The organism is Lactococcus muris, assembly GCF_042849115.1.
Taxonomy (GTDB): Bacteria; Bacillota; Bacilli; order Lactobacillales; family Streptococcaceae; genus Lactococcus; species Lactococcus muris.
The window spans coordinates 72,437-98,648 of sequence record NZ_BAAFQO010000005.1; the positions used below are offsets into that span (position 1 = coordinate 72,437).

Annotated in this window: 24 protein-coding genes, 3 pseudogenes and 1 other annotated feature; of the genes and pseudogenes, 7 read left to right on the forward strand and 20 right to left on the reverse strand. The window is 36.9% G+C overall.

The annotated features are described in order from the left end of the window. Positions 1 to 2: 2 nt before the first annotated feature. The 8 genes and pseudogenes from ACGHCK_RS04310 to ACGHCK_RS04345 all read right to left on the reverse strand — a co-directional run bounded on the left by ACGHCK_RS04310 (position 3) and on the right by ACGHCK_RS04345 (position 8,395). The gene (locus ACGHCK_RS04310) at positions 3 to 614 is read right to left on the reverse strand and encodes a DUF1819 family protein (RefSeq protein WP_251420896.1); all 612 of its coding nucleotides are present in this window, start codon (positions 612 to 614) and stop codon (positions 3 to 5) included. A gap of 24 nt (positions 615 to 638) precedes the next feature. Then, a complete protein-coding gene (locus ACGHCK_RS04315) occupies positions 639 to 830 on the reverse strand; it encodes a helix-turn-helix domain-containing protein (RefSeq protein WP_058211109.1) in 192 nt (63 codons plus the stop codon). A 201-nt stretch (positions 831 to 1,031) separates the two neighbouring features. Then, positions 1,032 to 2,396, reverse strand: a pseudogene (locus tag ACGHCK_RS04320) (IS3 family transposase). A 109-nt stretch (positions 2,397 to 2,505) separates the two neighbouring features. Then, on the reverse strand, positions 2,506 to 3,843 hold the full coding sequence (asnS, locus tag ACGHCK_RS04325) for an asparagine--tRNA ligase (protein WP_251420898.1): 1,338 nt from the start codon (positions 3,841 to 3,843) through the stop codon (positions 2,506 to 2,508). Between the two features lie 20 nt (positions 3,844 to 3,863). Next, positions 3,864 to 4,191 (reverse strand): annotated as a pseudogene (locus ACGHCK_RS04330) (GIY-YIG nuclease family protein). Next, the gene (locus tag ACGHCK_RS04335) at positions 4,181 to 5,374 is read right to left on the reverse strand and encodes a pyridoxal phosphate-dependent aminotransferase (RefSeq protein ID WP_271328112.1); all 1,194 of its coding nucleotides are present in this window, start codon (positions 5,372 to 5,374) and stop codon (positions 4,181 to 4,183) included. Before ACGHCK_RS04335 ends, ACGHCK_RS04330 begins: the two are co-directional and overlap by 11 nt. A 3-nt stretch (positions 5,375 to 5,377) precedes the next feature. Then, on the reverse strand, positions 5,378 to 5,821 hold the full coding sequence (locus ACGHCK_RS04340) for a cell wall elongation regulator TseB-like domain-containing protein (protein ID WP_251420905.1): 444 nt from the start codon (positions 5,819 to 5,821) through the stop codon (positions 5,378 to 5,380). 219 nt (positions 5,822 to 6,040) lie between these two features. Further along, entirely contained in the window at positions 6,041 to 8,395 is a 2,355-nt protein-coding gene (locus ACGHCK_RS04345) for a helicase C-terminal domain-containing protein (protein WP_251420907.1), read from the reverse strand. Positions 8,396 to 8,766: 371 nt separating this feature from the next. Between ACGHCK_RS04345 and ACGHCK_RS04350 the strand changes: the two genes are divergently transcribed. Next, positions 8,767 to 9,204 carry a universal stress protein gene (locus tag ACGHCK_RS04350; protein WP_202230695.1) on the forward strand — a complete coding sequence of 146 codons (438 nt, stop codon included), beginning with the start codon at positions 8,767 to 8,769 and terminating at the stop codon, positions 9,202 to 9,204. A 72-nt stretch (positions 9,205 to 9,276) separates the two neighbouring features. On the opposite strand, the gene ACGHCK_RS04355 is transcribed toward ACGHCK_RS04350, so the two are convergent. Together ACGHCK_RS04355 and ACGHCK_RS04360 are read right to left on the reverse strand one after the other, a co-directional pair. Next, positions 9,277 to 10,968 (reverse strand): bifunctional lysylphosphatidylglycerol flippase/synthetase MprF, encoded by a 1,692-nt coding sequence (locus ACGHCK_RS04355; protein WP_271328111.1) that lies wholly within the window; start codon positions 10,966 to 10,968, stop codon positions 9,277 to 9,279. A 399-nt stretch (positions 10,969 to 11,367) separates the two neighbouring features. Beyond that, a complete protein-coding gene (locus ACGHCK_RS04360; RefSeq protein WP_251420911.1) occupies positions 11,368 to 12,285 on the reverse strand; it encodes a magnesium transporter CorA family protein in 918 nt (305 codons plus the stop codon). Between the two features lie 655 nt (positions 12,286 to 12,940). Here ACGHCK_RS04360 and ACGHCK_RS04365 point away from each other — a divergent pair. Continuing rightward, positions 12,941 to 13,339 (forward strand): VOC family protein, encoded by a 399-nt coding sequence (locus ACGHCK_RS04365; RefSeq protein ID WP_202230692.1) that lies wholly within the window; start codon positions 12,941 to 12,943, stop codon positions 13,337 to 13,339. Between the two features lie 147 nt (positions 13,340 to 13,486). On the opposite strand, the gene ACGHCK_RS04370 is transcribed toward ACGHCK_RS04365, so the two are convergent. Next, the gene (locus tag ACGHCK_RS04370) at positions 13,487 to 14,008 is read right to left on the reverse strand and encodes a hypothetical protein (protein ID WP_202230691.1); all 522 of its coding nucleotides are present in this window, start codon (positions 14,006 to 14,008) and stop codon (positions 13,487 to 13,489) included. Between the two features lie 205 nt (positions 14,009 to 14,213). Here ACGHCK_RS04370 and ACGHCK_RS04375 point away from each other — a divergent pair, with 205 nt between their 5' ends. After that, positions 14,214 to 15,194, forward strand: coding sequence for an aromatic acid exporter family protein (locus ACGHCK_RS04375; protein ID WP_251420914.1), 981 nt, complete (start codon positions 14,214 to 14,216; stop codon positions 15,192 to 15,194). A gap of 164 nt (positions 15,195 to 15,358) precedes the next feature. On the opposite strand, the gene ACGHCK_RS04380 is transcribed toward ACGHCK_RS04375, so the two are convergent. The 5 genes from ACGHCK_RS04380 to infC all read right to left on the reverse strand — a co-directional run bounded on the left by ACGHCK_RS04380 (position 15,359) and on the right by infC (position 19,202). Continuing rightward, a complete protein-coding gene (locus ACGHCK_RS04380) occupies positions 15,359 to 16,069 on the reverse strand; it encodes a demethylmenaquinone methyltransferase (RefSeq protein WP_251420916.1) in 711 nt (236 codons plus the stop codon). Between the two features lie 139 nt (positions 16,070 to 16,208). After that, on the reverse strand, positions 16,209 to 17,510 hold the full coding sequence (gene eno, locus ACGHCK_RS04385; protein WP_251420918.1) for a surface-displayed alpha-enolase: 1,302 nt from the start codon (positions 17,508 to 17,510) through the stop codon (positions 16,209 to 16,211). Between the two features lie 351 nt (positions 17,511 to 17,861). Next, complete coding sequence (gene rplT / locus ACGHCK_RS04390; RefSeq protein ID WP_003133061.1) at positions 17,862 to 18,221, reverse strand: 50S ribosomal protein L20; 360 nt, start codon at positions 18,219 to 18,221, stop codon at positions 17,862 to 17,864. A gap of 251 nt (positions 18,222 to 18,472) precedes the next feature. After that, the gene (gene rpmI, locus ACGHCK_RS04395; RefSeq protein WP_003133063.1) at positions 18,473 to 18,673 is read right to left on the reverse strand and encodes a 50S ribosomal protein L35; all 201 of its coding nucleotides are present in this window, start codon (positions 18,671 to 18,673) and stop codon (positions 18,473 to 18,475) included. 31 nt (positions 18,674 to 18,704) lie between these two features. Further along, a complete protein-coding gene (infC, locus tag ACGHCK_RS04400) occupies positions 18,705 to 19,202 on the reverse strand; it encodes a translation initiation factor IF-3 (protein ID WP_237459962.1) in 498 nt (165 codons plus the stop codon). A gap of 52 nt (positions 19,203 to 19,254) precedes the next feature. Further along, positions 19,255 to 19,381 (reverse strand) — a sequence feature (ribosomal protein L20 leader region). 268 nt (positions 19,382 to 19,649) lie between these two features. Between infC and ACGHCK_RS04405 the strand changes: the two genes are divergently transcribed. The 3 genes and pseudogenes from ACGHCK_RS04405 to ACGHCK_RS04415 form a co-directional block, all read left to right on the forward strand. Continuing rightward, a complete protein-coding gene (locus ACGHCK_RS04405; protein WP_251420920.1) occupies positions 19,650 to 20,153 on the forward strand; it encodes a GNAT family N-acetyltransferase in 504 nt (167 codons plus the stop codon). A 15-nt stretch (positions 20,154 to 20,168) separates the two neighbouring features. Then, a complete protein-coding gene (locus tag ACGHCK_RS04410; RefSeq protein WP_271328110.1) occupies positions 20,169 to 20,351 on the forward strand; it encodes a hypothetical protein in 183 nt (60 codons plus the stop codon). Positions 20,352 to 20,375: 24 nt separating this feature from the next. After that, positions 20,376 to 20,603 (forward strand): annotated as a pseudogene (locus ACGHCK_RS04415) (GNAT family N-acetyltransferase); the annotation flags it as partial. A gap of 200 nt (positions 20,604 to 20,803) precedes the next feature. Here the strand turns inward: ACGHCK_RS04415 and ACGHCK_RS04420 are convergent. Then, on the reverse strand, positions 20,804 to 21,130 hold the full coding sequence (locus tag ACGHCK_RS04420) for a hypothetical protein (RefSeq protein WP_251420924.1): 327 nt from the start codon (positions 21,128 to 21,130) through the stop codon (positions 20,804 to 20,806). A gap of 324 nt (positions 21,131 to 21,454) precedes the next feature. Here ACGHCK_RS04420 and ACGHCK_RS04425 point away from each other — a divergent pair, with 324 nt between their 5' ends. Further along, complete coding sequence (locus ACGHCK_RS04425) at positions 21,455 to 22,420, forward strand: zinc-binding dehydrogenase (protein ID WP_202230667.1); 966 nt, start codon at positions 21,455 to 21,457, stop codon at positions 22,418 to 22,420. Between the two features lie 921 nt (positions 22,421 to 23,341). On the opposite strand, the gene ACGHCK_RS04430 is transcribed toward ACGHCK_RS04425, so the two are convergent. The 3 genes from ACGHCK_RS04430 to ACGHCK_RS04440 all read right to left on the reverse strand — a co-directional run bounded on the left by ACGHCK_RS04430 (position 23,342) and on the right by ACGHCK_RS04440 (position 26,123). Beyond that, positions 23,342 to 24,481 (reverse strand): low temperature requirement protein A, encoded by a 1,140-nt coding sequence (locus ACGHCK_RS04430; protein WP_251420926.1) that lies wholly within the window; start codon positions 24,479 to 24,481, stop codon positions 23,342 to 23,344. Positions 24,482 to 24,549: 68 nt separating this feature from the next. Beyond that, positions 24,550 to 25,206, reverse strand: a complete 657-nt coding sequence (locus ACGHCK_RS04435; RefSeq protein WP_251420928.1) for a putative quinol monooxygenase — start codon at positions 25,204 to 25,206, stop codon at positions 24,550 to 24,552. Between the two features lie 2 nt (positions 25,207 to 25,208). Further along, positions 25,209 to 26,123: an amidohydrolase family protein gene (locus ACGHCK_RS04440; protein WP_394304482.1), complete on the reverse strand. Its 915-nt coding sequence runs from the start codon at positions 26,121 to 26,123 to the stop codon at positions 25,209 to 25,211. Positions 26,124 to 26,212 lie beyond the last annotated feature (89 nt).

Here is a 26,212-nt window from a genome sequence, read left to right on the forward strand (position 1 = left end):
TATTAACTCCTTGGAAAATAATTGAATGCAGAAAATGCTGCTTCATCATGATTTTCTCTCATTCCTTCTTCAAGTTCAGCGCTAATAAGAATAGGATTTAGTTTTGTACTTTTTGATGAATTTAAAATCTCAACCTCAACTAGGCACTTTCTAAGTACTTGACTCAATTTTTTTATAGTTGCCTCGCTCCAAGATGCCACACTATCATTTTGTTCTTGAAGTCTTGTGAAAAATTCATTGATATCTTTTACAGTTAGCGTATCGTCATTTTGTCGATATTTTTCTCCAACTACATCAACCATGAATTCCCACACCAAACGATTGTATCGCATGATTGAGTAAAGATTGATTTGTTTAGCAACATCTGTAGGGGCATTGATTATTTCAGCTACTAATTTATCATTATCTAACAAATTAGCTCTTTTAAAGCACGCTCTCACCATTCTTGAAACTTGTCTTTCAGTTGGATATTGAAATAGATTATCTTTTTTGACTTCTGAAATGATTTTTTCTATTAGTTGTTTCTCTAAATATTTTTTTGCTACGATACGCATCTCATGAAACAAAAATTGCTCTGCAGTTAGCGCACCACTATATCTATCAGATTTCATCATCTCAATCACTCTCCCTTCACTTGATTAGTCAATATTGGCACTATCTCCACTCTCTACCCATCTATCAACTTCTGAAATTTTAAATTTATATTGTTTTCCCATTTTATGATAAGGAATTGCATCTTTTTTTATCCAGTTTCTGATTGTATCTTTGCTTACACCACAATGCTCAGCAATTTCCTCTAAATTCGACCACTTTTCAGGTTCTTTCTCCATTTTCTACACCTCTATCTTTGATTGCTTTTACTTATTATTGTATCATATTTTATATTTGAATAAATATTATCTAATGACATTTAATAGGATTTACTATGAATAAATAAGAAAATTTGGATATAAAAAAACTTCAGTATTTTTTGTACTGCACCCCAAAAGTTAGACAGAGAATGTCGTGCACCCATAAATTTGGACCGATGCTCAAGTAAAATTACGGTATTCGATTGGAGATAACCATCCTAATTTTTTCTTCACTCTTTTTGTATTGTAATAGTGTATCCATTGTTTGATGGTTTGCTTAAGTTCATCATAAGAATTAAAAGTGTGTCCATAATAGATTTCTTGTTTAAGAAGCCCAAAGAAATTCTCCATAACTGAATTATCATGACAATTTCCTTTGCGACTCATAGATTGAAAAATACGATGCTCTTTCAGCTTATCTGTATATTGGTGCATCTGATAGGCCCACCCTTGATCAGAATGAAAGGTACGACGAAAGAGACAATCAGAGGTGATGTCTATGGCTTGATTTAAAGCAGTCATAATAGATTGAGCACTCGATTGTTTGGAAAGACTGTAGGAAATAACTTCACGATTAAACAAGTCAATAAAAGGGTCAAGGTAAGCTTTTTTGACATTCCCCTTCTCATAATATTTAAATTCAGTGGTATCCGTTGTGATTTTTTGATGGACAAGAACAGTTTTAAATCGCCTTCTTATCAAGTGTTTCGCTACTCTTCCTACATAACCGCGATAAGAATTATATTTTCTTGATTTATGGTGAAAATTGGTCACAAGGAGACTGAGCTTCCTCATGACTCTTAACACACGCTTTTCATTGATTATCATCCCCTCCCGTCTCAAAAGGGCAGTAAGAGGGCGGTAAGAGGGCGGTAACCCGCATTAGGATGTTCTTGACGGAGATGCTTAAGTTTATTCTCTAAATCAAGGTCCTTGTTCTCTCTCGCCTTCAAAGTATAAAAATAGCTTGATTTTGCTAAACCAACGGTCTCTAGTAATTCTTTAAGTGTGTAGTGTTCACGGAGACTTCGAATTATTTCAACTTTTTCTTGATTTGTTTTGTTTCTCGTAGTCTCCGAAGTTCTTTTAAACAGTCGATCTCAACTTGTGCTCTTCTGAGTTGTATTTCTAGTTCTCGAATACGCTGACTTTCGATTTTACTGGATTTGGCTTTTGGCATAGTTTCTATAGTTGACGCTTTCCATTGTTTCTAAAAGCATTCGTACCATATTTGTTGTATTTAAGTACCCAAGCGGTAAGAAGAGTTGGGGCATCAATATCAAGCTGGTTCGCAGCCTCACAGTAAGAAATGTCTTTTGATAAATAATATTCTACCGCATTAAGCTTAAACTCACGAGAATACGTCCGCTTTTTACGCTTTCTTTTCAGTCCTTCGAAACCGTAGTACTCGTAAACATTGAGCCATTGAAGGATAATTGATTTAGTAGGTAAGCCATACTTTTGTGCTAACTTTTTATATCCTCCAAGACCCTCTAAGTAATCTTGAATCACTTGTCGTTTTAATTCATAAGAATATTTGACCATAAGAAAACTCCTCATAATTTGGATGTTTGGTCCAGACTATGGGGAGCACGACATTTTTTCGTCTAACTTTTGGGGTGCAGATCACAAGTTGAGAGCTTTTATTTAAGCCTTAAGGACGAATACGTCCAAGCATACGTGGGAATGGAATGGCCTCACGTATGTGTTGGTTACCTGTGATAAAGGTTACCACACGTTCCAAGCCAAGTCCAAATCCAGAATGTGGCACAGAACCGAATTTACGTAAGTCAAGGTACCAGCTGTATTCTTCTTCTGAAAGACCGAACTCTTTGACTTTTTCCACCAAGTAATCGTAATCTGTCGCACGTTCTGAACCACCGATGATTTCTCCATAACCTTCTGGCGCGATAAGGTCAGCACAAATCACAACATCTTCACGTGTTGGATGTGGTTTCATGTAGAAAGCTTTAATCGCTTTAGGGTAGTTGATGATAAATGTTGGCACGCCATAGTAGTTAGAGACAAATGTTTCATGTGGTGAACCAAAGTCATCGCCCCACTCGATATGATCGTAATCGTTATTTGCTTCTTCTTTTTGAAGAAGTTCAATTGCATCATCATAAGTGACACGTTTGAATGGTTCATTGACATATTTTTCCAACAAATCAATGTCACGTTCCAAAGTTTCTAAAGCATAACGTTGGTTTTCCAAGACTGATTTAATCAAGTGTTTGACGTATGCTTCTTGAATATCCAAAGATTCTTCATGTGTCGTGAAGGCCATTTCCGGCTCAATCATCCAGAATTCTGTCAAATGACGACGTGTTTTTGATTTTTCAGCACGGAAGGTTGGACCAAAGGTAAAGACTTTACCAAAGGCCATCGCTCCTGCCTCAGCATAGAGCTGACCTGTTTGTGACAAGAAAGCAGGATGCCCAAAATAGTCTGTCTCGAAAAGTTCTGTTGTGCCTTCTGGTGCAGAACCTGTCAAGATTGGACTATCAATTTTAACAAAACCATTGGCATTGTAAAACTCATATGTTGCACGGATAATTTCGTTACGTACAAGCAGAATAGCATGCTGTTTACGGCTACGCAACCACAAGTGACGGTTATCCATCAAGAAGTCTGTTCCGTGCTCTTTTGGTGTGATAGGATAATCCACAGATCCACCAACGACTTCAAGGTCTGTGACATCAAGCTCGTAACCAAATTTTGAACGTGAATCTTCTTTTACAATCCCTGTTACGATTACTGATGTTTCTTGAGCCAAATGTTTGATTTCAGTGAATTTTTCTAGTCCTGCTTCTTCACCAAATTTTTCAATCATGTTTGGTTTGAAAACGACAGCTTGGAAATAAGCTGTACCATCACGGAGTTGGAGAAATTGCAATTTTCCTTTTCCTGATTTGTCTGCAACCCAAGCGCCAATTTTGATTTCTTCTCCAACGTGGTCTTTCACATCGATGATTGATACTAAGTCTTTCATAAATCTTCCTTCTCTTTTTATTAATATAAATCTTTGTCTGCAAATTTCTCTAACCAGATTTCCTTCAAAGTTTTCAAATCTTCTTTAAAAGCTTGAGGTGTCTGCAATTCATCTTTCTTGAGCTCCTCAAGCACTAGAAGTTCAAAGTCATCCGATTTCCAATCTTTGTCAATAGATAGCGGAACGCCAATACCTGTTTTTGGGGAAAACTCAAAGCGATTTTTCAAACCAGGTAAATCTGGCGCTGTATCCAGATAAAACTTTTTTTGAAATATTTTTATAAGCTACAACAGCCCCAAACTTTTCTTGAAGCTTGTAAGCTGATTTCGCTTCTTTTTTATCTATCATTTGTCTGTTCCATCCAGTCTTTAAGCCGTTGTACAGCTTCTGTTAAACTTTCAAGGTCAGTAGCATAACTCAATCTTACATGTACAGGTGAACCAAATCCTTCACCCGTCACAAGAGCCACACCAGTTTCTTCAAGAATCGCTGTCGCAAAATCCGTAACATTGTCATACCCTTTAAGTGTCATGGCTTTCTCAACTTTAGGGAAGAGATAGAATGCACCATTAGGTTTGATGGCCTCAAAACCAGGAATTTGATTAATCATAGGATGAATTACATTTAAACGCGATTCAAATGCTGTACGCATTTTTTCGACTGCCGTTTCATCAGAATTAAAAGCTTCAATGGCTGCATATTGGGCAACTGTACTTGGGTTTGAAGTTGTTTGACCTGTAATCTTTGTCATTGCTGCAATAATTTCACTGTCCCCAACTGCAAGTCCAATACGCCACCCGGTCATTGCAAAGGTCTTCGAGACACCATTAATGACAATTGTGCGTTGACGAATCGCTTCTGATAAGGATGAAATAGCTGTAAATTCGCTTTGATTATAAACTAATCGGTGATAAATATCGTCTGCTAAGATTAAAAGATCGTTAGCTACAGCCCAATTTCCCAGAGCCAGTAATTCTTCTTTTGAATAAATCATTCCTGTTGGATTGGATGGACTATTTAATAAAAGCACCTTCGTCTTTTCGGTTTTTACTGCCTCGAGTTGCTCAACTGTGATTTTAAAGTCATTTTCTTGCAAAGTCGAGACGACAACAGGTTGGCCTCCTGACATTTTGACTTGATCCACATAACTCACCCAATACGGAGCTGGGATGATGACTTCATCTCCTTTATCTAAAACACTTTGGAAGAAGGCATAAAGCGCAAATTTAGCACCCGTGGTAACTAAAATCTCCTTATCTTCAATGGCATAACCATAATATTTATCCCAATAATTACGCACAGCGCTTTTCAACTCAGGTAAGCCAGAAGCTTGCGTATAGAAACTTGCCTTGCCTGAATGAATAGAATCAATAGCTGCTTCCCCGATTAATTCAGGCGTGGAAAAATCTGGCTGTCCTAAAGTTAAATCAATAATGTTTTTCCCTTGACTTGCAAGTTCTTTGGCCCGCTTTGCGGCAGCTAGAGTCACAGACTCTTCGATGTTTGAAACAAAATCAGATAGTTTTTTCATAGATTACAACAGCTCCTTACCCGTCTTGAAATCATAAAGTTTAAAACCTTCATGACTATTGACCTGCCATACTGGCTGATCCTTATAAAGGGCCAAGACAATGGAAGTTGTATTATCAGCTTTAAGTGTATCTGCCTTCACTCCCTCTGACAGGTCTACCACTGTTAAGTTCCCGCCATTTTTAGGAATCAAAACACCAATTTCTTGCCCTTGCTCAGTTTTTCCAAGCAATGAATAGTTTGTACTGTCTGTCGTTGCTAAGTCAAAGGCTGTCGGCGTTTTTAGCTCCGTCTTCTCTTTTGCAATCGAAATCGCAGCACGTCTTGCTGTACTATAAGGACTTGTAGCTCTCCAGATAAAGAGGCTTAACGCAATAAAACCCGCCAAAATTACGGTTAAAATACCAATAATGATCTGGGAATGCAGAGACATTCGTTTTCTTCTCATAGCTTGCCTTCCTCCCCTCTAGATAATCTATTTTATTATAGCAAAAAAGCAAAGAAATTGCTTTGCCACAAAAGACCAGACACGAAAAGCTTATGAGAACGAAACACATTCTCTTGCATCATTTCGCCTTAAAACTTGTGAAAACTAGCTTAAACATCTTTAAAATAAGAAATTTTCATTAAAAATTTCGTTCATAGCTTTGGAGTGAAAATTAAAACATTACAGGAGAAAATCTAGAAGTTCACCGACTAACTCACTGTTTTTTACTTTCTTTATTGGTGCCGTTTGTGCTAAATTTTTACGCATCCTTTTAGCATAAGATTTTCCTGCTAACCGATTATCGATAATGACAACTCTGGAATATTGATCCTGTCGGCGATTAACACGTCCCAAAGCTTGCTGAAGTTTTAAAGTAGCCATCGGAACATTGAAGTCATAAAAAGGATTAGCAAATCTTTTTGCATACTTTTTCGTGAGAATATCATCAGGAGTAGCAAATGGAAGCCGAGGAATCATTAAGACCAGCTTATCTTGTTCTTCAAAGTCAACGCCCTCCCAAAAAGAAGAAAGTCCCAGAAGAATTTGTCCTTCGCCCTTGTCAAACTTTTTCTTGATTTGAGCTGCGCTGCCATTGATATCCTGGGCCAAAACTTCCCATCCTTCAGCTGATAATTGCTCTGCAACAAAGGTTAGCGATATTTTTGAGGTGAAAAGAACGACGACTTGCGTCCCAAGTTCAGCGACTTCAGAAATCTTATCTGCAACATAGTGAGCATAAGCTATTACCCCTGTATTTTTTATAAATGGACCGTCTGTCAGTAGGATAATCTCTTGATTCTCTGCTGGACGACTGTCAAACTTGAAGAAACGATAGTTTTTAAAGCCTAAAAGTTCTGGGAACATGGGCTTATCTTCAGTCAAGGCCAAGGTCGCTCCCAGCAAATATAACTTTGTCCTTTCCGGAACTAACTTTTCAAAGTTGTAAAAATCACTATTTGAAGCGTGTACAATATCGCCGTCCCGCCAGATAAAGTGTCGTTCAGGGGCGTCAAAAATATCAGCAAATTCGTTTAAACCAAGTTCTTGAGCATCTAAGGCGATTTTCTCTGCATCTAACTTTTTATTCGCAAGCTGAAAGGTTAAACTCTCCATAAGGCGCCTGCTCAGATGTGAGGCTTCAACATCTACCTTTTCTAGCTGTTCAGAAATTTTAAGCGTTTTCTGATTCGCTTTTTCAAGTATCGTAAAGAGCTGTTGAGCCTCATCAACAACCAAAACACGCTCTTTCAAGAATGTTTCTGGATAGTCGGCGAGTCTCTCAATAAGATAAGCATGATTGACAACCTTAACTTGAGAAAACTCCGCTCTCTGTTGCGCTTTGAGCCAAAAATCTTGCTCATAGTGTAAGTGCTTACTATTCACATAACCATCGTGAGCAACTTGCAAGAAGTAGTCTTCATTGGTCATGACTTTTGATAATTCATCCAGTTCTCCCGTCAGAGTCTCTGTTAGCCAAACCAAGATTTTCATCTTGAAGATTTCAAAATTCTTTCCTTCTGTAGTTGACAAGAGAAGATGAGAAAATTTTTCCAATGAAATATAGTTTTGGGTTCCCAAAAGTTTGGCAAAATTTATACCAAACTTCTCTTTTAGAAGTGGAGCAACACCATGAATCATCTGATTTTGCAATACCTTTGTCGGGGTGGAAACCACAATTTCCCTCCCTTCTGCAAGCAAAGGAAGCAAATAAGCATATGTCTTGCCTATACCAGTTGGCGCTTCTATGAAAGAGGGTTCACTTTGCGAGAGTTCTTCTTTTACTTTCTCGGCTATTTGTTCTTGCCTTTTTCTAGCTTTAAGGCCTAGATAACTGATATTTTTCGCAAAAGAGGAGGCAAATGGCTTCTTCTCCTGCGTGATATTTTGTACCTGTGTTGCAATATTATGAACGAGGCGAAGATTCTCCACTTGTAAAGGCGTGTACTCAAGTTGTTCTTTTAAAAATTCCTTTGTCTCGTAAAGGAGACTGTCTGAATGGCGAATGATCTCCTCAAGAACAGGACGTGGCAGCTGTCGTATCTTATCTTGCATTTTAAGTAGCAGTTCTGCTGTTGCTAGAGCATCTGATAAGGCTGCGTGTGGCTGATCATGCTGCAAATCAAGTTTCTCACTTAAGGCTTCCATACCATATTTTTCGAAAGTAGGGAACAATACACGCGCTAGTTCAACCGTATCCACACGAGGCATTTCTAAATCAAGTCCCAGTGGGAAAAGACTCTTCATTAAGAGGGAATAGTCAAAACGTGCATTATGCGCAACAAAAATACAGCCCTCCAACTTCTTACGCACTTCTTCTGCAACATCTGAAAAGTCAGGGGCTTTTGCCAGCCGCTGATCCGAAAGACCTGTAAGATCAACAATTCTTGGCAAAAGTGACTCATGTGGATTGACATCGGTCGTATAAGTATCTACCAGCTCCCCGTCCTCGACCAACGCAATACCGATTTGGATAATTTTATTCTGCGAGCTGTGCGCATCGGTGGCTTCTAAATCTACCACAGCATATCGAGTCATTTTTTCACCTTTCATTTCCTGTTTTTAAACAGCTAAAATACATCTTAATAATTATAGCAAAAAAGTGAAAAAGCTGCTTTTTAGTAAGAATATACCAAAATATACGGAGACTCTCCGAACTTTTAAACTGGAAAGACATTCAAAAAACTTATAGAGTATCTGGTCAACCGTTTATATCTGTCAGAGAGAAAAGTTTTCCAGCTGCAAAGTTTTGGCACATGTTCATAAAACTGTACTTTAGACGTTTAAACTTTACAACATTTGAAAATCCTAATCTTATGTCAAAGGATCAAAAATAGTTTTTCTTTTACAAATAACACAAATTAGAGTAAAATTAGAGTATAGTAACAAAAACGAAAAGGAGTTTCACTATGCTTGATAATTACAAAAAAATCCTTGTTGGCCTTGACGGTTCTGTAGAATCAACAAAAGCCTTTGACAAGGCTGTTGCTACCGCTCTTCGCAATGATGCTGAATTAGTGATTGCCAATGTCATCGATTTGCGTGCCTTCCAATCCATTTCTGCCTATGATTCTGTTGTTGCTGACGATACACACAAAGGGGCTGAAAACCTCATTAACGATTTTGCAACTGAAGCAAAAAATGCTGGTGTAAAAACTGTATCAACGCGTGTAGAATTTGGCTCACCAAAAGTGATGCTGGGACAGACTCTTCCAAAAGAAGAAAATATTGACCTCATTGTTCTGGGAGCTACTGGTTTAAGCTATATCGAACGCATCTTTATTGGTTCTGTTGCAGATTACATCATTAAAAATGCCCCATGTGACACGCTCGTTGTACGTAAATAAGTCCCACGGTTTAGCCTTTCTGCTGGAAAAATTACCCAAATGAAAAAGCAATGCAAAAATTGGCATTGTTTTTTATTTTTCAATCTTACTTTTTAATTTATCAATAATTAATTTGTTAATCCCTTTAGGGTTTTGAGCTTTGAGCATAGCGTAGGCATAGCTAAAGCCAAAAGGTTTAGGAGCATATGCAATATAACGTGTCTGCCAATCACTTGGATTCCATTTTTTCTTGGCTTGATAAAGGCCTTTGAAGCCATAAACACCGTTCATATTCTCATATATAAACTGGAAAAGTTGGGTAGTCACTTTACTGCTGTCTTCTTTGTCTTCAATATTAGCAAGAGGACACAGTCCAAGATTTCCCCAAGTCACACCTTCCTCCCGCATCGTTTCAAAAGCTTGGAGTAGGCACAGTTCCATTGAACCGTTCGGAACATGTGTACGTCGGCGCGTAACATCTGCCATATACCCTGTTTCTTCGCCCTCAGCATAGGGAACAAAAATCACAAAAGCCAGCATTTTTCCAGAAGCATCTCTGCTATAAAAATACCGCCGCCCTAAAGGACTTTCCAAAGCCAAGCCACCAAGCATAAAGCCTAATTCAGGTCCTTTTGAGCCAAACCATTCCTCCGAAACTTGTCGAAGTTCCTCCTCTATCTTTACATCGCGTTTTTCATTGGGCTTGTATTCACTCACTGTGATTCCTAGACGACGCGCATGATTGATATTGGCCCTGACTTTCGCTGTTTTCTTTCCTTTAAGCTCAAAGTCTTCTAAACGTAAGCAGGCATCCTCACCTATCTTAATCATGGAAAAACCATACGACTCATAAGCAGAACGCATCGTTTCCGTAATATCCATAAAAAGAATTTTCCAGCCGTTACGACGTGAAAAATGAACCAGTTCTCCCATAAAACGCACGGCATCTTTCGGAGCCCAGACAATGTCACCACAGCCTACCAGAACATTATTTACCACTGTGTAAGCCAACATTCCTTCAACTGTTACACTAAAGAAATATGATTTTTGACCATCGATGGTCATGTAAGCCATAGGATTCTGCCCATATCTCTCAACCAGTGCAATTGCTTTTTCTTTTTCACGCCCACTTAAAATAGGGTAGTAAACCAGTGGCTTCAAGAGATAATACAGTGCCAAAACAACGCAAATCCAAGTAACAATAATCAAGCCAACGAGGTAGAAGCCATGCACATGGGAGTTAAAGTGTGCCTGCTTTACATCCATGGTTAAGAGAAAATGCAAGGATTGCTTAAAAATCAAGTAAACATCTGTATTCCCCAAATAATCTCGTCTTAAGAAGCTTAAACTTAACAGGGTATTGAATAAGGCCAGTACAAGTGGAATAAATCCTAAAAATACCGCTTTTCTAGCATAATTATGATCAATTGTTCGACTAAAATCCCGATGAGTCAGCCCGAGAATAAGCAAGATTGTTAGCGAAATAATAGAGCCGATACTAAAAAAGTTTTGGGTGGATATAAAATTCAACCGTAAAATAATAAGTTGGACAATGATGGTAATCATCCAAGCAGATCTTACACGTCTATAAAGGTTAAAAGAAACAAGAAGTCCCAACAAGCCTAAGGCAAAGCCCAAAATATAATGAGGCATAAAACGATAAGAAGGGAAATATTCTCTCAAGGCAGGAAACCTGTGAAGATAAAAGGCTGAAATAGCACCAATATCAATCATCAGAGACAAGAAGATAGCTAAATTCTGTGCAAAAATACGTAGTCTATACATAAATAATTCTTTCCTTATTAAAACTTTAGTGTAAAAAACAGAATATGATAAAGATAATTACTCACTCAAGAATGTAAACAAGTTTTTATTTTTTAAAATAAGCTAACGTCACCAAAGGCCCCGAATTTCATCCCCCTTCTTATGATTAGCTGCTTAAAGAAACTTTCTTTCACTCCATTTTATTGGCTGTATTATAGCTATCTTTACTTATTTGCTTGACCAAAAAACAGTCTTCAGACTGGGATGGACCATACACTTCCCTCAATTCTTACCTGAAAGCTTTCACTCAACTTCTATCTTAAGTTACGTTTTCAACTGCACTTTCAGATGTAAATCATTAAAAAATAGCTTTAACAAGTGCTTAATTTCCATTAACTCCAAACACTTTGAAAGCAGCTATCATAACATATCCTTTTTGCGTAAAGCCCAAACAACGATTCCACAAAATATGAGAGTTAGACCTAGAATAGCCCACATAATCCAACCAAGCTCCTGTCCAGGTATAGGGACGTTCATGCCATAGAAACCAACAACAACACCAGGAATACCCAAAACAAAAGTTGCTGAAGTCATGATTTTCATGACGATATTAAGATTGTTGGACACGATATTTGAGAATAAGTCACGCAAATTTTCAAGCAGTTTAAGCTGGATACGGGTTTCTGTATAAGCCTGATCCGTTTCGACGTAAATATCGTAAATCTTATCTGCAAAACCATCTTCATCTTCTTCACGCAGGTAGTCAATGAATTTTTTTAACACTTCCAAGTTATTATTTAAGGCATCTTCAAAATAGATTAGACTGGCTTGAATACCAATCATGTCTACAATTTGATCATTTTTGGTTGAATTTTTAATTCCTACCTCAAGACGACGACGACGGAGACGAAACTCTCGTAAATAAACATGGAAATCATGGGTCATCTGGTACATCACCTGATAAATAATTTCGTGCTTATAGCGACTTGTACTGTATTCTCGACCAAAAATTTGCTCTCCTTTTATATCATGATTTAAGGCAAGGATAACAGCCTCATTTTTCGTCCAAATCAATGAATAAGGAAAAGTACCTACCTCGCCATAACTTGATGAAGCTGGATATTGGAGAAGAATTAGATTATTATCAATATCATCCGTTTCAAAGCGGGCATTTTCATAATCATCAAGAATGCCGCTAAGGTAGTCAAAAGGCAGTTGAAAATACTCCGAGACACTCCCAATTTCTTCACGTGTCGGATTAAGTACATATGTAAAATTTCTCATCTCTGCCGTAGAGACTAGTCGCTGATCAGCTGACAATTCGTAATTTTTAATCATAATTATATTTTAAAGAGAAAACAAGTCCAACCCTTATAAATTCAGTGACAAAAAAGGATTATCACATCCTTTTTGACTTTTTGTTTTCCTTTACTTTCCTCCCTTTTCTTTCATTTTTGGTTAGCCTTCAATCATATGTTCAGAAAGCCAAATCATTATCCTTTAAATTCACTCATGGATTATTTTGCATACTTTTTGTCACATGGCTCTATACTTAAAGAACCATTTTTTACTTAAAATCCCTACGCACGTCCTCTCTATCAACAGAGGGCAAAAGCGCAAGAATCCAAGTATATGTTCAAGTATACTGTTCTTCTCCTAAAACTTCTGTACACGATTTTAAACACATAAGATAAACCGTAAGGACTGTGAGCTTTTTTAGAAGCAAGGAAGATAAATATGAATCCTCATTTCTACATTTAGAAGCAAGGTTACAACACTTCTTATTATAACATTTCTCTCTGCTTTTCTCCTCTACTTACCCATATCATGATAAAATCAGCAAAAACATCAGGACTCCTCAACTTTCTATCTTACAATCTTTTCGTCTTATTTTTTTGAAAGCATTTTCCAATAGAATAAGCCTCATTTATGCTACAATTAGCCTAAGGTCAAGAAATGCTTGACGTGAAAAAACACTATAAGGAGAATTAGTATGGCAACAATGGTCTTCGTAAACTTTCCCGTGACAGATATTAAAGTATCAACGTCTTTTTATGAAAAACTTGGTTTTAAAAAGAATCCTGATTTTTCTGATGAGCTCGTAAGCTGCATGGTCTGGGATGAAAATTTCTACATCATGCTCCTTTCACACGAACGTTATCAGACTTTTATCGGAGAAAAGACAATCGCTGATACTAAAAATGTGAGTGGTGCACTGGCTGCCTTTACCCTCCCTAGCGCGGAGGCTGTCAAAGAATTTGGAGAACGTGCCAGCCAAAATGGTGGACAATCTATTCATCTGGATAATGGTATTCCTGAAGATGTCATGTACGGTCTTGAAGTACAAGATCCTGATGGAAACTGTCTCGAACCTGTTTGGATGGCCATGTAAGACTAACGTATCTTCCAGCTAGAAAGAGAGCCTGACACAAAACTGCAGGCGAATCGGGCAAACAAAAAACGCTTAATCAGAGTATTATGATGAATCTGCTTAAGCGTTTTTTCTTCTAGAAATTTTGCCTCAGTTTTTTATTATCATCTATTTTAAACTGTTTAAGTAGGCATCTGTTGCTTTGAAAAAGACAACTTTTCCATCCGAACGAACTGCTCCTAACTCTTTTGCTTGGGCATCTGTAGCCCAGAAATAAAGATAAGTTTCTTTGCCATAAGCATCGATTGGATTCGGTAGCTCTGTTGAGGATTCACTGATTAACGATTTTTCATTTAAGTTTTTATTTGCTTTGCTTGTCAAAGTATAGCCATGGGCTGCTATATAAGCTTCAGCTTCTGCTGCTTTAGCAAGAACTAGATTTTTATAAGTTGTTTGGGGAGGAATAAGTCTATAGAGTTCTGAAATAGATTTTTCACTGCTGCTTGTAGAGGGAGCAGGAGATTCTGAACTCACTGAAGGTTTAGAAGAGCTGCTTTCTTTTGCAACTGATGCCGCAGTGTCCTCCTTTGCTGTAGGAGTGGCAGGAGGTTGAGTAATATTTGATATGCCCAAAGCCACTATAGCACCAAGTAAAAACGAAAACATGCCTACAACAATGTATTTTTTCATCTGAAAATTTTCTCCTTTTTTATCTTCCTCTCTATTATACACGGATTTTCCTCTCGCCTCTTCCCATTTGTTCTAAAAAATAAAACTTTAGAAGTTCAGGGCTTGTTTAGCTTGAATTTTTGTTATAATAATTTAAGTGAAATTTTCATAATCAGATGTTCGTTTCAAGAAATAAACATTGTGCATGAGCAAGAGGAGACGAGATGTGAATTACAACCCTATAAAAATCGGACAAAGAACCTTAAAAACGGCAATTTGTGCCGTATTAGCTATAATTATTGCCGAATTTTTCCATTTAGAATATGCCATAAGCGCAGGAATAATTGCAGTCCTATCCATCACGAACACACAAAAAAGCACTTTTCGTTTGGGATTCATGCGGGTATTGGGACTAATAATCGCAACGCTGTTAGCCTTTATCGTTTTGAATTTATTTCAATTCACCCCTTTATCTTTTGGAATTTTTCTGTTGCTATTTATCCCCATCTCTGTAGCAATAAAGACGAGTGAAGGTATTGTCGTAAACTCCGTCCTGTTTACTCATTATCTCCTTGCTAAAGAAATTAATTTTTCCCTAGTGGGCAATGAATTTTCGTTAATGTTTATTGGGGTAGGCTTAGCACTCTTAGCCAATATATACATGCCCAATAATGAAAAACTGCTCCAAAATAATATTCATATTTTAGAAAAAGAATTTAAAAATATCTCCGCCCATCTGGTCATCTGCCTAAACCAGAAACAAAACCTCAAAGCATTAGTAAAACAGTGCGACACACTACTTGAACTCATTGAAACAAGCAGTAAAATAGCTCGTGAAAAATCTGAGAACAATCTGTTGAGGAATAACACTTTTTATCAAAGATATTTTGATATGAGACATATACAAATTACTCTTTTAAAGGATATCATTGTAAAATTGCAAGACATCGATGTTGATAAGAAGCACTCAGCAGAGGTATCAAATATCTTTGAAACCTTATCGCTCACTTATGCTACCGATAATGATGGCAGTGATTTGTTAAGAAAGATTGACAGGGCTTATTTAAATTACCGTAAAATGGAGCTTCCTCAAACACGAGAAGAATTTGAAAATAGGGCAGGACTTTTTCAAGTTCTGCAATTACTTGAATTATTAATCCAGGAAAAAAATACTTTTGCTCTCAGTCAAGTTGGTGATACCTACTAAAAGAAAGTATATAAAAATGTGGCAAAACTTGTTGTCACATTTTTTATATTCCTTAATAATTGAGCTGCAACAAGTTAGAATCTACATGAACTTCTGTTGCAAGATTTCTCATCAAATCGGTAGGACGAACACTCATGATAACTCCTTATGTAGCAAAAAATATTTTATTTTTCAGACTTAACCGCAAAATGACTCGCAGCTACACCACCGCCATGTTTTTGGTAACTTACTTCTGAAAAACCTGCTTTACTGAATAAGGCACTCAAGGCTTGAGCATCCGGGAAGTTTTCTGCAGATTTCTGAAGCCATTGATATTCTCTCAATGATTTTGCGAATATTTTTCCCAGCAAGGGCATAATTTTTTTAAAGTAGAATTCAAAAAGCTGTTTATAAACAGGCAATGTCGGATGTGAGGTTTCAATACATACGACTTTTCCACCGGGTTTTAATACTCGGAAAATTTCTCGTAAAACCACAAGGTAATCTGATGTATTCCTCAATCCATAGCCAATAGTAACGACATCAAAAGTTTCAGGTTCAAAAGGGAGGGCCATTGCATTCCCTTGGACAAATGCAATATTTTTATACGCCTTACTTTCAAGCTTAGCTTGTGCTATCTCTAGCATATTTTCAGAAAAGTCAAGACCAGTCACATTTCCAGTAGATTTTGTAGCTTCGGCTAAATCAAAAGTCCAGTCTCCCGTCCCACAGCATAAATCTAAAATCTCTAAATTCGTCAAATCTCCCATTTTTTCCATCGTTTTAAGGCGCCATAAGTCATGTTGCTTAAAACTAATAATCGCATTCATTTTATCGTAATCTGATGAGATGTTATTAAATATTTCGTGTACACGCGCTTCATTTACCCTTTTCATGTTTTCATTATAGCATATGCTGGATATTAGTCAGCTGCTTCTTGCCTCTTAATTTGCAATATCAAAAAACACTCATACTATGTCTAAAAATCAAACATAACATGAGTGTTTCTAAAAGCAATCCTTGCTCAACTAAACCTTATTTTTTAAGATTGTAGAATGCGTGAAGTCCTTTGTAAACAGCAACTTCACCCAATTGGTCTTCGATACGAAGCAATTGGTTGTATTTAGCCATACGGTCTGTACGTGAAAGTGAACCTGTCTTAATTTGACCAGCATTTGTCGCAACAGCGATGTCTGAGATTGTAGAATCTTCAGTTTCACCTGAACGGTGAGAAACGATAGCTGTATAACCAGCTTCTTTAGCCATTTCGATTGCTTCAAATGTTTCAGTCAAAGTACCGATTTGGTTAACTTTGATCAAGATAGCGTTCGCAGCTCCTTCTTTGATACCACGTGCCAAGTAAGAAGTATTTGTTACGAAGAAATCGTCACCAACGAGTTGAACTTTGTTACCCAAACGTTCTGTAAGTGCTTTCCAGCCTTCCCAGTCGTTTTCATCCATACCATCTTCGATAGTGATGATTGGGTATTTGTTTACCAACTCTTCAAGATAATCAATTTGTTCAGCAGAAGTACGTTTAGCACCACCTTCGCCTTCGAACTTAGCGTAGTTGTAAACGCCATCTTCGTAGAATTCTGAAGAAGCACAGTCGAAACCAATCATAACACCGTTTTCACCAGCTTCATAACCAGCTGCTTCGATAGCTTTAAGGATAGTTTCTACACCGTCTTCAGTACCTTCGAAACGTGGGGCAAATCCACCTTCGTCACCGACTGATGTTTCAAGACCACGAGCCTTAAGGATTTTCTTCAAAGCATGGAAGATTTCAGCACCCCAACGAAGCGCTTCTTTGAATGTAGGTGCACCAACTGGTACAATCATGAATTCTTGGAAAGCGATTGGAGCGTCTGAGTGAGAACCACCATTGATGATGTTCATCATTGGAGTTGGCAATACTTTAGCGTTAAATCCGCCGAGGTAGTTGTAAAGTGGCACACCAAGTTCATCAGCAGCTGCACGAGCAACAGCGATAGAAACACCGAGAATAGCGTTAGCGCCCAATTTACCTTTATTTTCTGTACCGTCAAGAGCAATCATTGCACGGTCGATAGCTTGTTGCTCAGTAACTTCATAACCGATGATAGCTTCAGCGATTACGTTGTTTACATTGTCAACAGCTTTTTGAGTACCAAGACCGAGGTAACGAGATTTGTCACCGTCACGGAGTTCAACAGCTTCGTGTTCACCAGTTGAAGCACCTGAAGGTACCATACCGCGTCCGAATGCACCGTCTTCAGTGTAAACTTCAACTTCGATTGTTGGGTTACCGCGTGAGTCAAGGACTTCGCGAGCATAAACATCAGTAATAATTGACATTTTTATCTCCTTATTGTTTTAAGTGCTGTTTGCACTTTTTAATACACTCTGATTTTACTATTTTTCTGCCTTTATTTCAAGTGAAAAACAAAGTAAAAACCGTTTTACACAAGGTATGCGGTTACATTTCTCTCTTTAAAATTTATTGATATTTTCCTGTGAAACAAAGCAACACGTCCCCTTCTTCTCCCTTTGATTTTAAAAATTCCTCTCGGCACACGAAGCACAAACATGTTTCATCTTTATCACAGTAATGCTTAAACATTTAAGCCTCATGATGGCTCTCTCTTCATCAATTGCCCAGATTTAATGTTCTAAAGAAAAAAGCCTCCAGTTGGAAGCTTTTGAAAATTATTTAGCCAATGCTTTTTTAGCTTCTTCAGCAAGAGCTGTGAAAGCTGCTGCATCAGCAATAGCGATGTCAGCAAGCATTTTACGGTTGATTTCGATTTCAGCCAATTTCAAACCGTGCATCATTTTGCTGTATGAAAGACCATTCATACGAGCTGCTGCATTGATACGTGCAATCCACAATTTACGGAAGTCGCGTTTCTTTTGACGACGATCGCGGAATGCGTAGTAGTATGAGTTCATTACTTGTTCTTTAGCTGTCTTGAAAAGACGGTGCTTAGAACCATAGTAACCTTTAGCGAGTTTCAAAATACGTTTACGGCGTTTGCGAGTTGCAACGCTATTTTTAACACGTGCCATGTGTGTTCTCCTTATTTCTTAGAAAATTTTTATCCTGTCATCGACAGTTCATTTAAATGGTTATTGATTTCGAGTGAAATCCTATAAGTCTTATGTAGTGCTTATGAGTTAATCAGTCGTGAAAAGTTATTCGGGATAGCAATTGCTCCATGCATAACAGTCCACTGGACTGTTATTAACGCATGTTCTTCCTCGTACGGCTTCCGCCTACTCGTCAATTGCTCCATACATAACAGTCCACTGGACTGTTATTAACGCATGTTCGCAACCATACGACGGATGCGTTTGAAGTCACCTGCTGAAACCATACGGCCTTTACGGAGTTGACGACGTTGTTTTACAGTTTTACCGTGCATACGGTGTGAAGTGTAAGCGCGGAAGCGTTTGAGACCGCCATTACCAGTACGTTTGAAACGTTTAGCTGATGCGCGGTGTGTTTTTTGTTTTGGCATTTTAATTCTCCTTGGTTAATAATTAAGAACCTTAGTTCTTTTTGATTGGCGCCAATTGTAAGAACATTTGACGACCATCCATTTTGGCTTTTTGCTCTACCACAGCAATATCTTTTACTGCGTCAGCAAAATCATCCATAACTTGACGACCCACATCTTGGTGAGTAATCATGCGACCTTTAAAGCGAATCGAAACTTTAACTTTGTCTCCTTTTTCAAGGAACTTAGTGGCTTGACGAAGTTTTGTATTGAAGTCATTTTTATCAATGACTGGGCTCAAACGCACTTCTTTCAAAGTAACAGTGGCCTGTTTCTTCTTAGCTTCTTTTTGCTTTTTCTTTTGCTCAAACATGAACTTAGTATAATCCATGATTTTTGCAACGGGTGGTTCTTGATTTGAAATCAAAACCAAATCCATGTTAAGGTCTTCGGCCTGAGTGAGTGCAACAGCTGTTGGTGTTACACCAAGCTGTTCTCCTTCAGCACCGATAAGACGTACTTCGCGTGAACGAATCTGACCGTTCATCAAAGGTTTTCTGTTGTCTTGCTTTGCTATGTCTATTCTCCTTCTAAAATATTTTTTAGAAAAACAAAAGCGGAACGCACAGTGCGCCCCGCTAATGAAAACATTCGTTTCGTGAATAATTCCATTTCGTTGCCCAGGGCTATTACCACTCAGGCGAGAAGCGGGTGCTTCTGCTTTTCAACTCCTCCATTATACCACAAAAAATTTTTATGTCAACATTCAATGTCTGTCAGTATGTGTCGCAAATTTCCGGTTCTTTGTCAAATCTCACAGGATTTGGCAAAGAACCCCAAAAAATTCTGTACATTACCCTACAATATAGAATGGGGTTTCAAAAAAAGGGAAAGTATTGTAAAATTAATAAAAAGAAGAACATGGAGGGAGAACTATATGGGCAGACCGACTTTTTTTGTTAAATAATTTTATATTATTTAACAAGGAGAAAAATTTATGAGCTTAATAACATTAAAACCTTCACTATCACTTGAAAAAGAGGCTCTTAATCACATATTTAAGGAGGCAAAGCTATATTTCAATAAAGTGGAAGGCCGTGACCCCATACCTCCGCTAGTAAATATTGCAAGCATAATCCCTGAACTTTCTAATGACGATTGTTACTGTTTGAGTATTTTTTATTTAAATACGATAATTGGATATTTATGGGTGTTTGAAGACTCTACATCGAGCATATATATTCTTCATTTCTATATAGGTAAGAAATATAGGAACTGTGGATTTGGTAAACTTGCTATAAGAGAATTGGAGAATCGTTATGCTGAAAAACAACTAAAAAAAGCAGAGCTTGTTGTATCGACCAATAACTACGTCGGTTTAAAATTTTGGAAATCCATGGGTTTCGATAAGATAATAAACATCTATAACGTAAATCAAATAGGAACAAACTCTGTTGAAATTGAACTTCAAAAACAATTTACAAATGAACCTGAGGACTGAATCCATTTATTTCCGGTGAACGAAAAGAACTCTTTCTTAGGAAATAAAGTAGTTGTTACTAGTGAGCAGCTACATTTAAGTTTAGTTTTATCAATCCCAGAGGCAATTCAATCCGCTTTTGCAACTGAATATGCAGAACCTTATTTTATTTGTTTGAATAATAAAGTCATTGGCTACGCTTCTCTTGTTTTTGATTAAACGCTTCCAAATGAAGAAGATCGATATTGGCTATGGCACTTCACCATTGATAAGTCGTATCCAAATAAGGGATATGGAACAAAAGCATTGGAAATCATTGTTGAACAGTTTAGAAGCAAATCCGTTCCAGTCATTACTTTATCGACAAAATCAGATAACGACAAAGCATTACGCTTATATAAGAAATTTGGCTTTACTTTAACTGGTGAAACAAACAGTGATGAGGGCATTTTAAAGAAATATATTAATTAGAAAAAAGAAACAATCCTTGGTTGGGAGTGGTCTTTTTGTAAATAAAGGGAAAAATATTATTTAAAAAGAAAATTGACAGGTATTTCAAGAATAACGAATTATAGGTACATAAATAAATTTTCTTGATATAGAATTTTAAAAAATAGGGCTTCTCGTCCCTATCTTCAAATTTTGAGTGTTTATAGCAATGAACATGAATTCTATTCTGGTTTTATTTTAGAAGCCTTAAGAGTATGTTTATAATTAAATTGTGCAAGTCGGCTATTTTCAATTGCTTGATTCCATCTCTTTTTGCAACAACAATGTTTATATTTTTTCACTACCACACCCACATTTATCCTTGATGTTTGAGCCTCTACATAAGGTGCAGTTCCTCGGTACTTCATTGGCAATTCTTTGAGAGAAACAGAAATTCTAGGCAACTCTTTAGCTCTATAAGTATCAGCATTTACATTAGTTACACTAAGTGTATTTGCACTTAATCCTAAAACTACAGTTCCTATAGCTAAAATTGTTTTCTTTTTCATAACTTCCATTCCAATTTTAATTGTTTATATAATTCTAATCATTATATCAGACATCCATAAAAATGTTGGTATATAGTCAGATGTCCAAAACCACAAAAAAGCTTGTATTAGTAAATCTTGATTACAGACACTCAGTATTTTCTTTTTGCGAGTTTCCTTGATTTCTGGTACTGTATTTACCCAACTTACTTGTCTACTTCTTTTTACTTACTGTGTCATAGTTAGTAAAAAGTCCAACAGGGTATACTTAATTGTCCTTATGAGAAATTTTTAGTACAATAGCTTTGCTGAATAATTCAGAATAGACTTTACTTTTTAGAAAGGATGCTCAAAATGCATGCAATCGTTGTGTCTAAACCAGGCGGGCCTGAGCAACTCAAATATACGACTGTTCCAACACCAACCCTTCGTCCAGGTTGGACATTAGTTAAAGTCCACGCTTTTTCAATCAATCACTCTGAGATTTTCACTCGCCAAGGATTATCACCCAATGTTACTTTTCCACGAATTTTAGGGATTGATGTCGTCGGAACCGTTGTTGAGACAACATCAGTTAAATTTTTTCCTGAACAAAAAGTGATCTCGATAATGGGCGAAATGGGGCGAGCTTTTAACGGTAGTTATGCTGAATATGTTTTGATTCCAAATGAACAACTCTATCCACTTGAGACTAAACTCTCCTTTATCGAAGCAGCTTGTGTTTCTGAAGCATACTACACTGCTTTTGGTTCACTTAAAAACCTCAAATTGAAGGCGAATGACAATGTACTTATCCGCGCTGCTACTAGTGGGGTTGGAATTGCATTTGCACGCTTAGCTAAAGCTCGTTTTACAGATCTTTCTTTGAGTGGATCAACACGTTCGTTGACTAAAGTAGATGCTCTTTTAGCTGAAGGATTTGAAACAATCATTTTGGATCAAGAAAATAAGCTTAAGACGAATCAAAAATTTGATAAGATTCTAGAATTGATTGGCCCTGCAACTATCAAAGATAGTTTTTCCCATCTTTCTTCCGAGGGGATTGTTTGTAGTACAGGACAATTAGGTGGTAAATGGTATTTAGAAGATTTTGATCCGATTGTTGACTTAGCACCTAACAGCTACTTGACGAGTTTTTATTCTGGTAACGTTTCGGAGCAGGCTTTATCAGAACTCTTCGCCTACATCGATAAACATCAAGTTAACGTTACCCCTACAAAAGTTTTTCCCCTCACGCAAGTTGAAGCAGCTCACCGTTATCTTGAGAGCAACAAAAGCTTTGGAAAAGTCGTGATTACAGTAAGTGATTAAATAATAAGGGACAGGGAAAAAGTCAATTTTGATAGCCTTTAAAAATACACATTTTATCACTCTATCATATAATCCTTTATTTCTAAAGAAAATTACGTTTTCTTGTAAATAATTAAAAATAAAGAGAAAAAGACATATAATGCTATTTTGAAAATTGGATAAAAGGGCTATCTTGAGTTTATCTCCTTTGTTCGCTAAATTTAGGTTCTGTATACTCTATGGTGGTAGCTGAAAATCTACTGCCATTTTTGTATGAGAAAAGCAAAAAATAAGTTGTGAAACAGGAGAAAGTCATCAGTTTTTGATGTCTTTTTTAGTTACACTTTGTGAGAATTTGTTGGAGTAAAATTCGTTTTCTGAGATGATCAAATCTGACAAAGCCAAAGGCAATGCATTTAATGAGCTTACAAAAATTGTTGAGCCTTCTAGAAACCCGCTAGAGTAAGGCGAGATAAAGTAACATCTTTGCCCCACCTTTCATTGACATCTTGACCTTAAAATCAAGAAATACAGCTGCTCGAACAGTTGAGGAAAGCTTGACACCGGCCTCTACAAAGTAGGGATGAGGGGTGAAGAGGCTTTGAGGTCAAGCAATAATGTAATAGAATCTGAATGAGTCATAGGTTTTCCTTATAAAATAATTGTGTCGAAACTCTATTTTATCGAATTCCTATGACTTTTCTTGTACAAAAAAATGGCAATAGATTTTCATCTACCACCATAGATTATACAGAACCCATTTTTTAACTCTACGGAAACTCTAGACACCTAACCTACTGTCTGTAAACACCTTTACTAACATCCAGATTGAAGTACTTCTTCAAAGTAAGCGGCTGCGTTCCTGCATGTTAAGTTAATCGCAGTTGAAACCCTTTTATTAGAGCAACCTTTAGAATATCTACTATATCTGTTCTCAAAAATTTATGAGTGAGATAAGGTGTTCTTGATATTAAAATGAATAAAACTAATCATCATAATCGAACTAATAATACATGCAATGATAGTTAGTGTCCACCAAGATTTACTAAAAAACACTAAACTGATTATCCCCCCCATAATAGGTAATAAGATTAGAACTGCTAACAAATTTTTAGGAAGCATATAACCAATCTTATTATAGACATTGTGCTGCACTAAACCAATTATGAATAGCAGTACACCACCATAAAAATAAAGCATGGTATAAAAAATATTCATGTCACTATTTTCGAAAAAGGATAGCGAAATGGTGATTAGACTAAGTCCAAAGAGAATAGGATAATGGCTATAAATAGCACGAATTCCCGTTTCTTCACGATTGGTATCTAGCAAATGATCAATCTCAACAATATAAATCATAAAGAAATTAGTCACTATGATAAAAATAAGGATGGATTGTAAAGAAAAACTTCCTGAACTAAAATGCTCCGAAATTCCAATCAATGCTTCGCCAAAGGTAATTATAACTAAAAGCGATAAACGTTCTATCAAATGTGGAAAATTGACCGGTCTAAGCTCAGCAGAAACAAAACCATTACGGGGATCACTGAGTAAGCCTGGTAAGAGCCAAGTAGAGATTATGCTAAAAATTGCAATCCAAATACCAATTTCATATGGAAACAATAAGGAGATAAAAAGACCAGCTGAACGTAATCCTAAAATATAAAAAAATTGCTTAATGAAACTCTTGTCAGATATATTTGAAGTTGTAAAATACTCTAGAATATACTGGAACAAGAGTAACAATGAAATGCTCGCCATCGGAAAGAAAATCCATAGAAAATTATCTCGCCAATCACTGGACACCGCTCTTGACGCAACCAAGAGACAAATCATTTGTAAAAACATAAAAAAGATATTGCGAAGACTGTTTGAACCAAACCTATTGGTATAAACTGCTTGAACCATCCAAGAATTTATAAAAATAATCAACCCTACTGAAAAATTAAAGAATGACTCTAAACTCACAACTCCATGATGTGCGTGATGAATAATTGAAGTCAACTGACTAATAGCATATACATAGACAAGATCATAGAAAAGTTCCGTGAGTTCGACCTTTTTATGCTTAATCAATGACATAAAACCTCCTTATAAATCTAATTTAAGTGTAACACTATGGCACATAAAACAGTGCGAAAGAAGTTACACTAAGTAAATACTAAATTTCCTCTTGTGACAGCAATACTATTTTCTAAATCTGACAGTTTCTTGTCAATTAATAGGTCCTTTGTCTCCGAAATATAGGTCAGAAAATGTTCTGTTTCTAGATGAACCTCATATGCTTTAGCATCGGCGTAGACTTCGAAAAAATAATATCTTTTGAGATTCTGATTATCTTTTAGGGCATACATAGCCAATACTCCCACTTCTTCCTTCATTGACTTCCTCATGTTATCTATTACACTCGTCTCAAAGATTTTTTGCTCGCCATCTTTCACCTCTATCTGAGCAAATTTCAAAAAACATTGTCCAGAATCAAGTCTTATTCCAGAAGATAGTTTTTCTTTCAAGAATAAAGGTCCTACCTCATAAGACTTTCTTTTAGTCAAATAATTCCCTACTTCTTTAATGTAATTCTGGTATTGAATTGAATTCTGATGAATATGATAAGCTCTCTCATCAGCATAGACTTCAAATACGATAAATTCTGTTGGAGAATTTCTAAAGTTACTAGCGTACATAGCTAGGGTTCCTTCCTCCTCCTCATAAGAGGTAGTTAAATTGTAAACCCCTGCTTGATAAAAAGACTCCAACTTTTCCTGATCCACGCCTAAATAAAATAAATGAACCACTGGCTCTGTCATTCTTATATCTCCCTTTTAATTAAATTTTTAAAATTATCAGAATAAATTGCCCGCTTATCAGAAGAGGACAGTGGCAATTTCTCAATGGCTTCAATAATTACCTGAGTTGCTCCACTAGGAGCAATACCCAGAGGAGCATCTGTTCCAAAAAGTACACGTTCAATGCCAAAGTATTCTATTGCGAGTTCCAAGGCTGTGGGGTTTCCTAAAATAGCTGTATCTACATAAAATTTTCGGAAATCTTCTGCTTGTGATTCTGGAAGAATATGCTTAATCCGTTCACTGAAGAAAGGTACCATGGCTCCCGCATGATGCACAATAATTTTTATATTAGGAAAATCTTGGAAAATTCCCGCCTCAACCAACTGTAACATTGCTTGACTTTGTTCATATTCCCAAGAAAAGACAATATTGTTATCCGGCTTTCTGTCATCAAATACAGGATGAAGCCAAATAGGAATGTCCAGCTCCTCACATTTTTTGAAAATCGGCTTAAATTGCGGGTCGGCAATGGATAAGCCAAGATGTCGAGTAAACAGTTGCACACCAAAAATCTGTGAATGCTTGACAACAAAATCTTCCAAAATACCCAAACTTCCATCGATATTGTTCAAGGCTAGCATAGCAACAGCACCAAAAAATTGCTTTGGATATGCAAGGACCGTATCTAACAATTCATGATTCGCTTCCTTGACCAAGTCTAAAGCTTGATTCTTTTCAAGGTAATTCTCTGGATTGACATTGACAAAAGAGAGAACTTGTTTCACATCAGAAATCCCTACTTCCTGTCTCATCTTCATGTCCAACAAGAGAGGATTTTGCAGAAAAGGCATTTTTTGAAGCAATCCGGCATCAATGTCTAACATTTTTTTGCAAAATTGGGGCAGTAAAACATGGGAAAATATATCTATTTTCATCAGTTGACCTCCTTTCAACTATTCATTTTATCTCCAATTGGTTAACTGAACATTCGGTATTGTGTTATTTATAGATATTCGTTCTAATT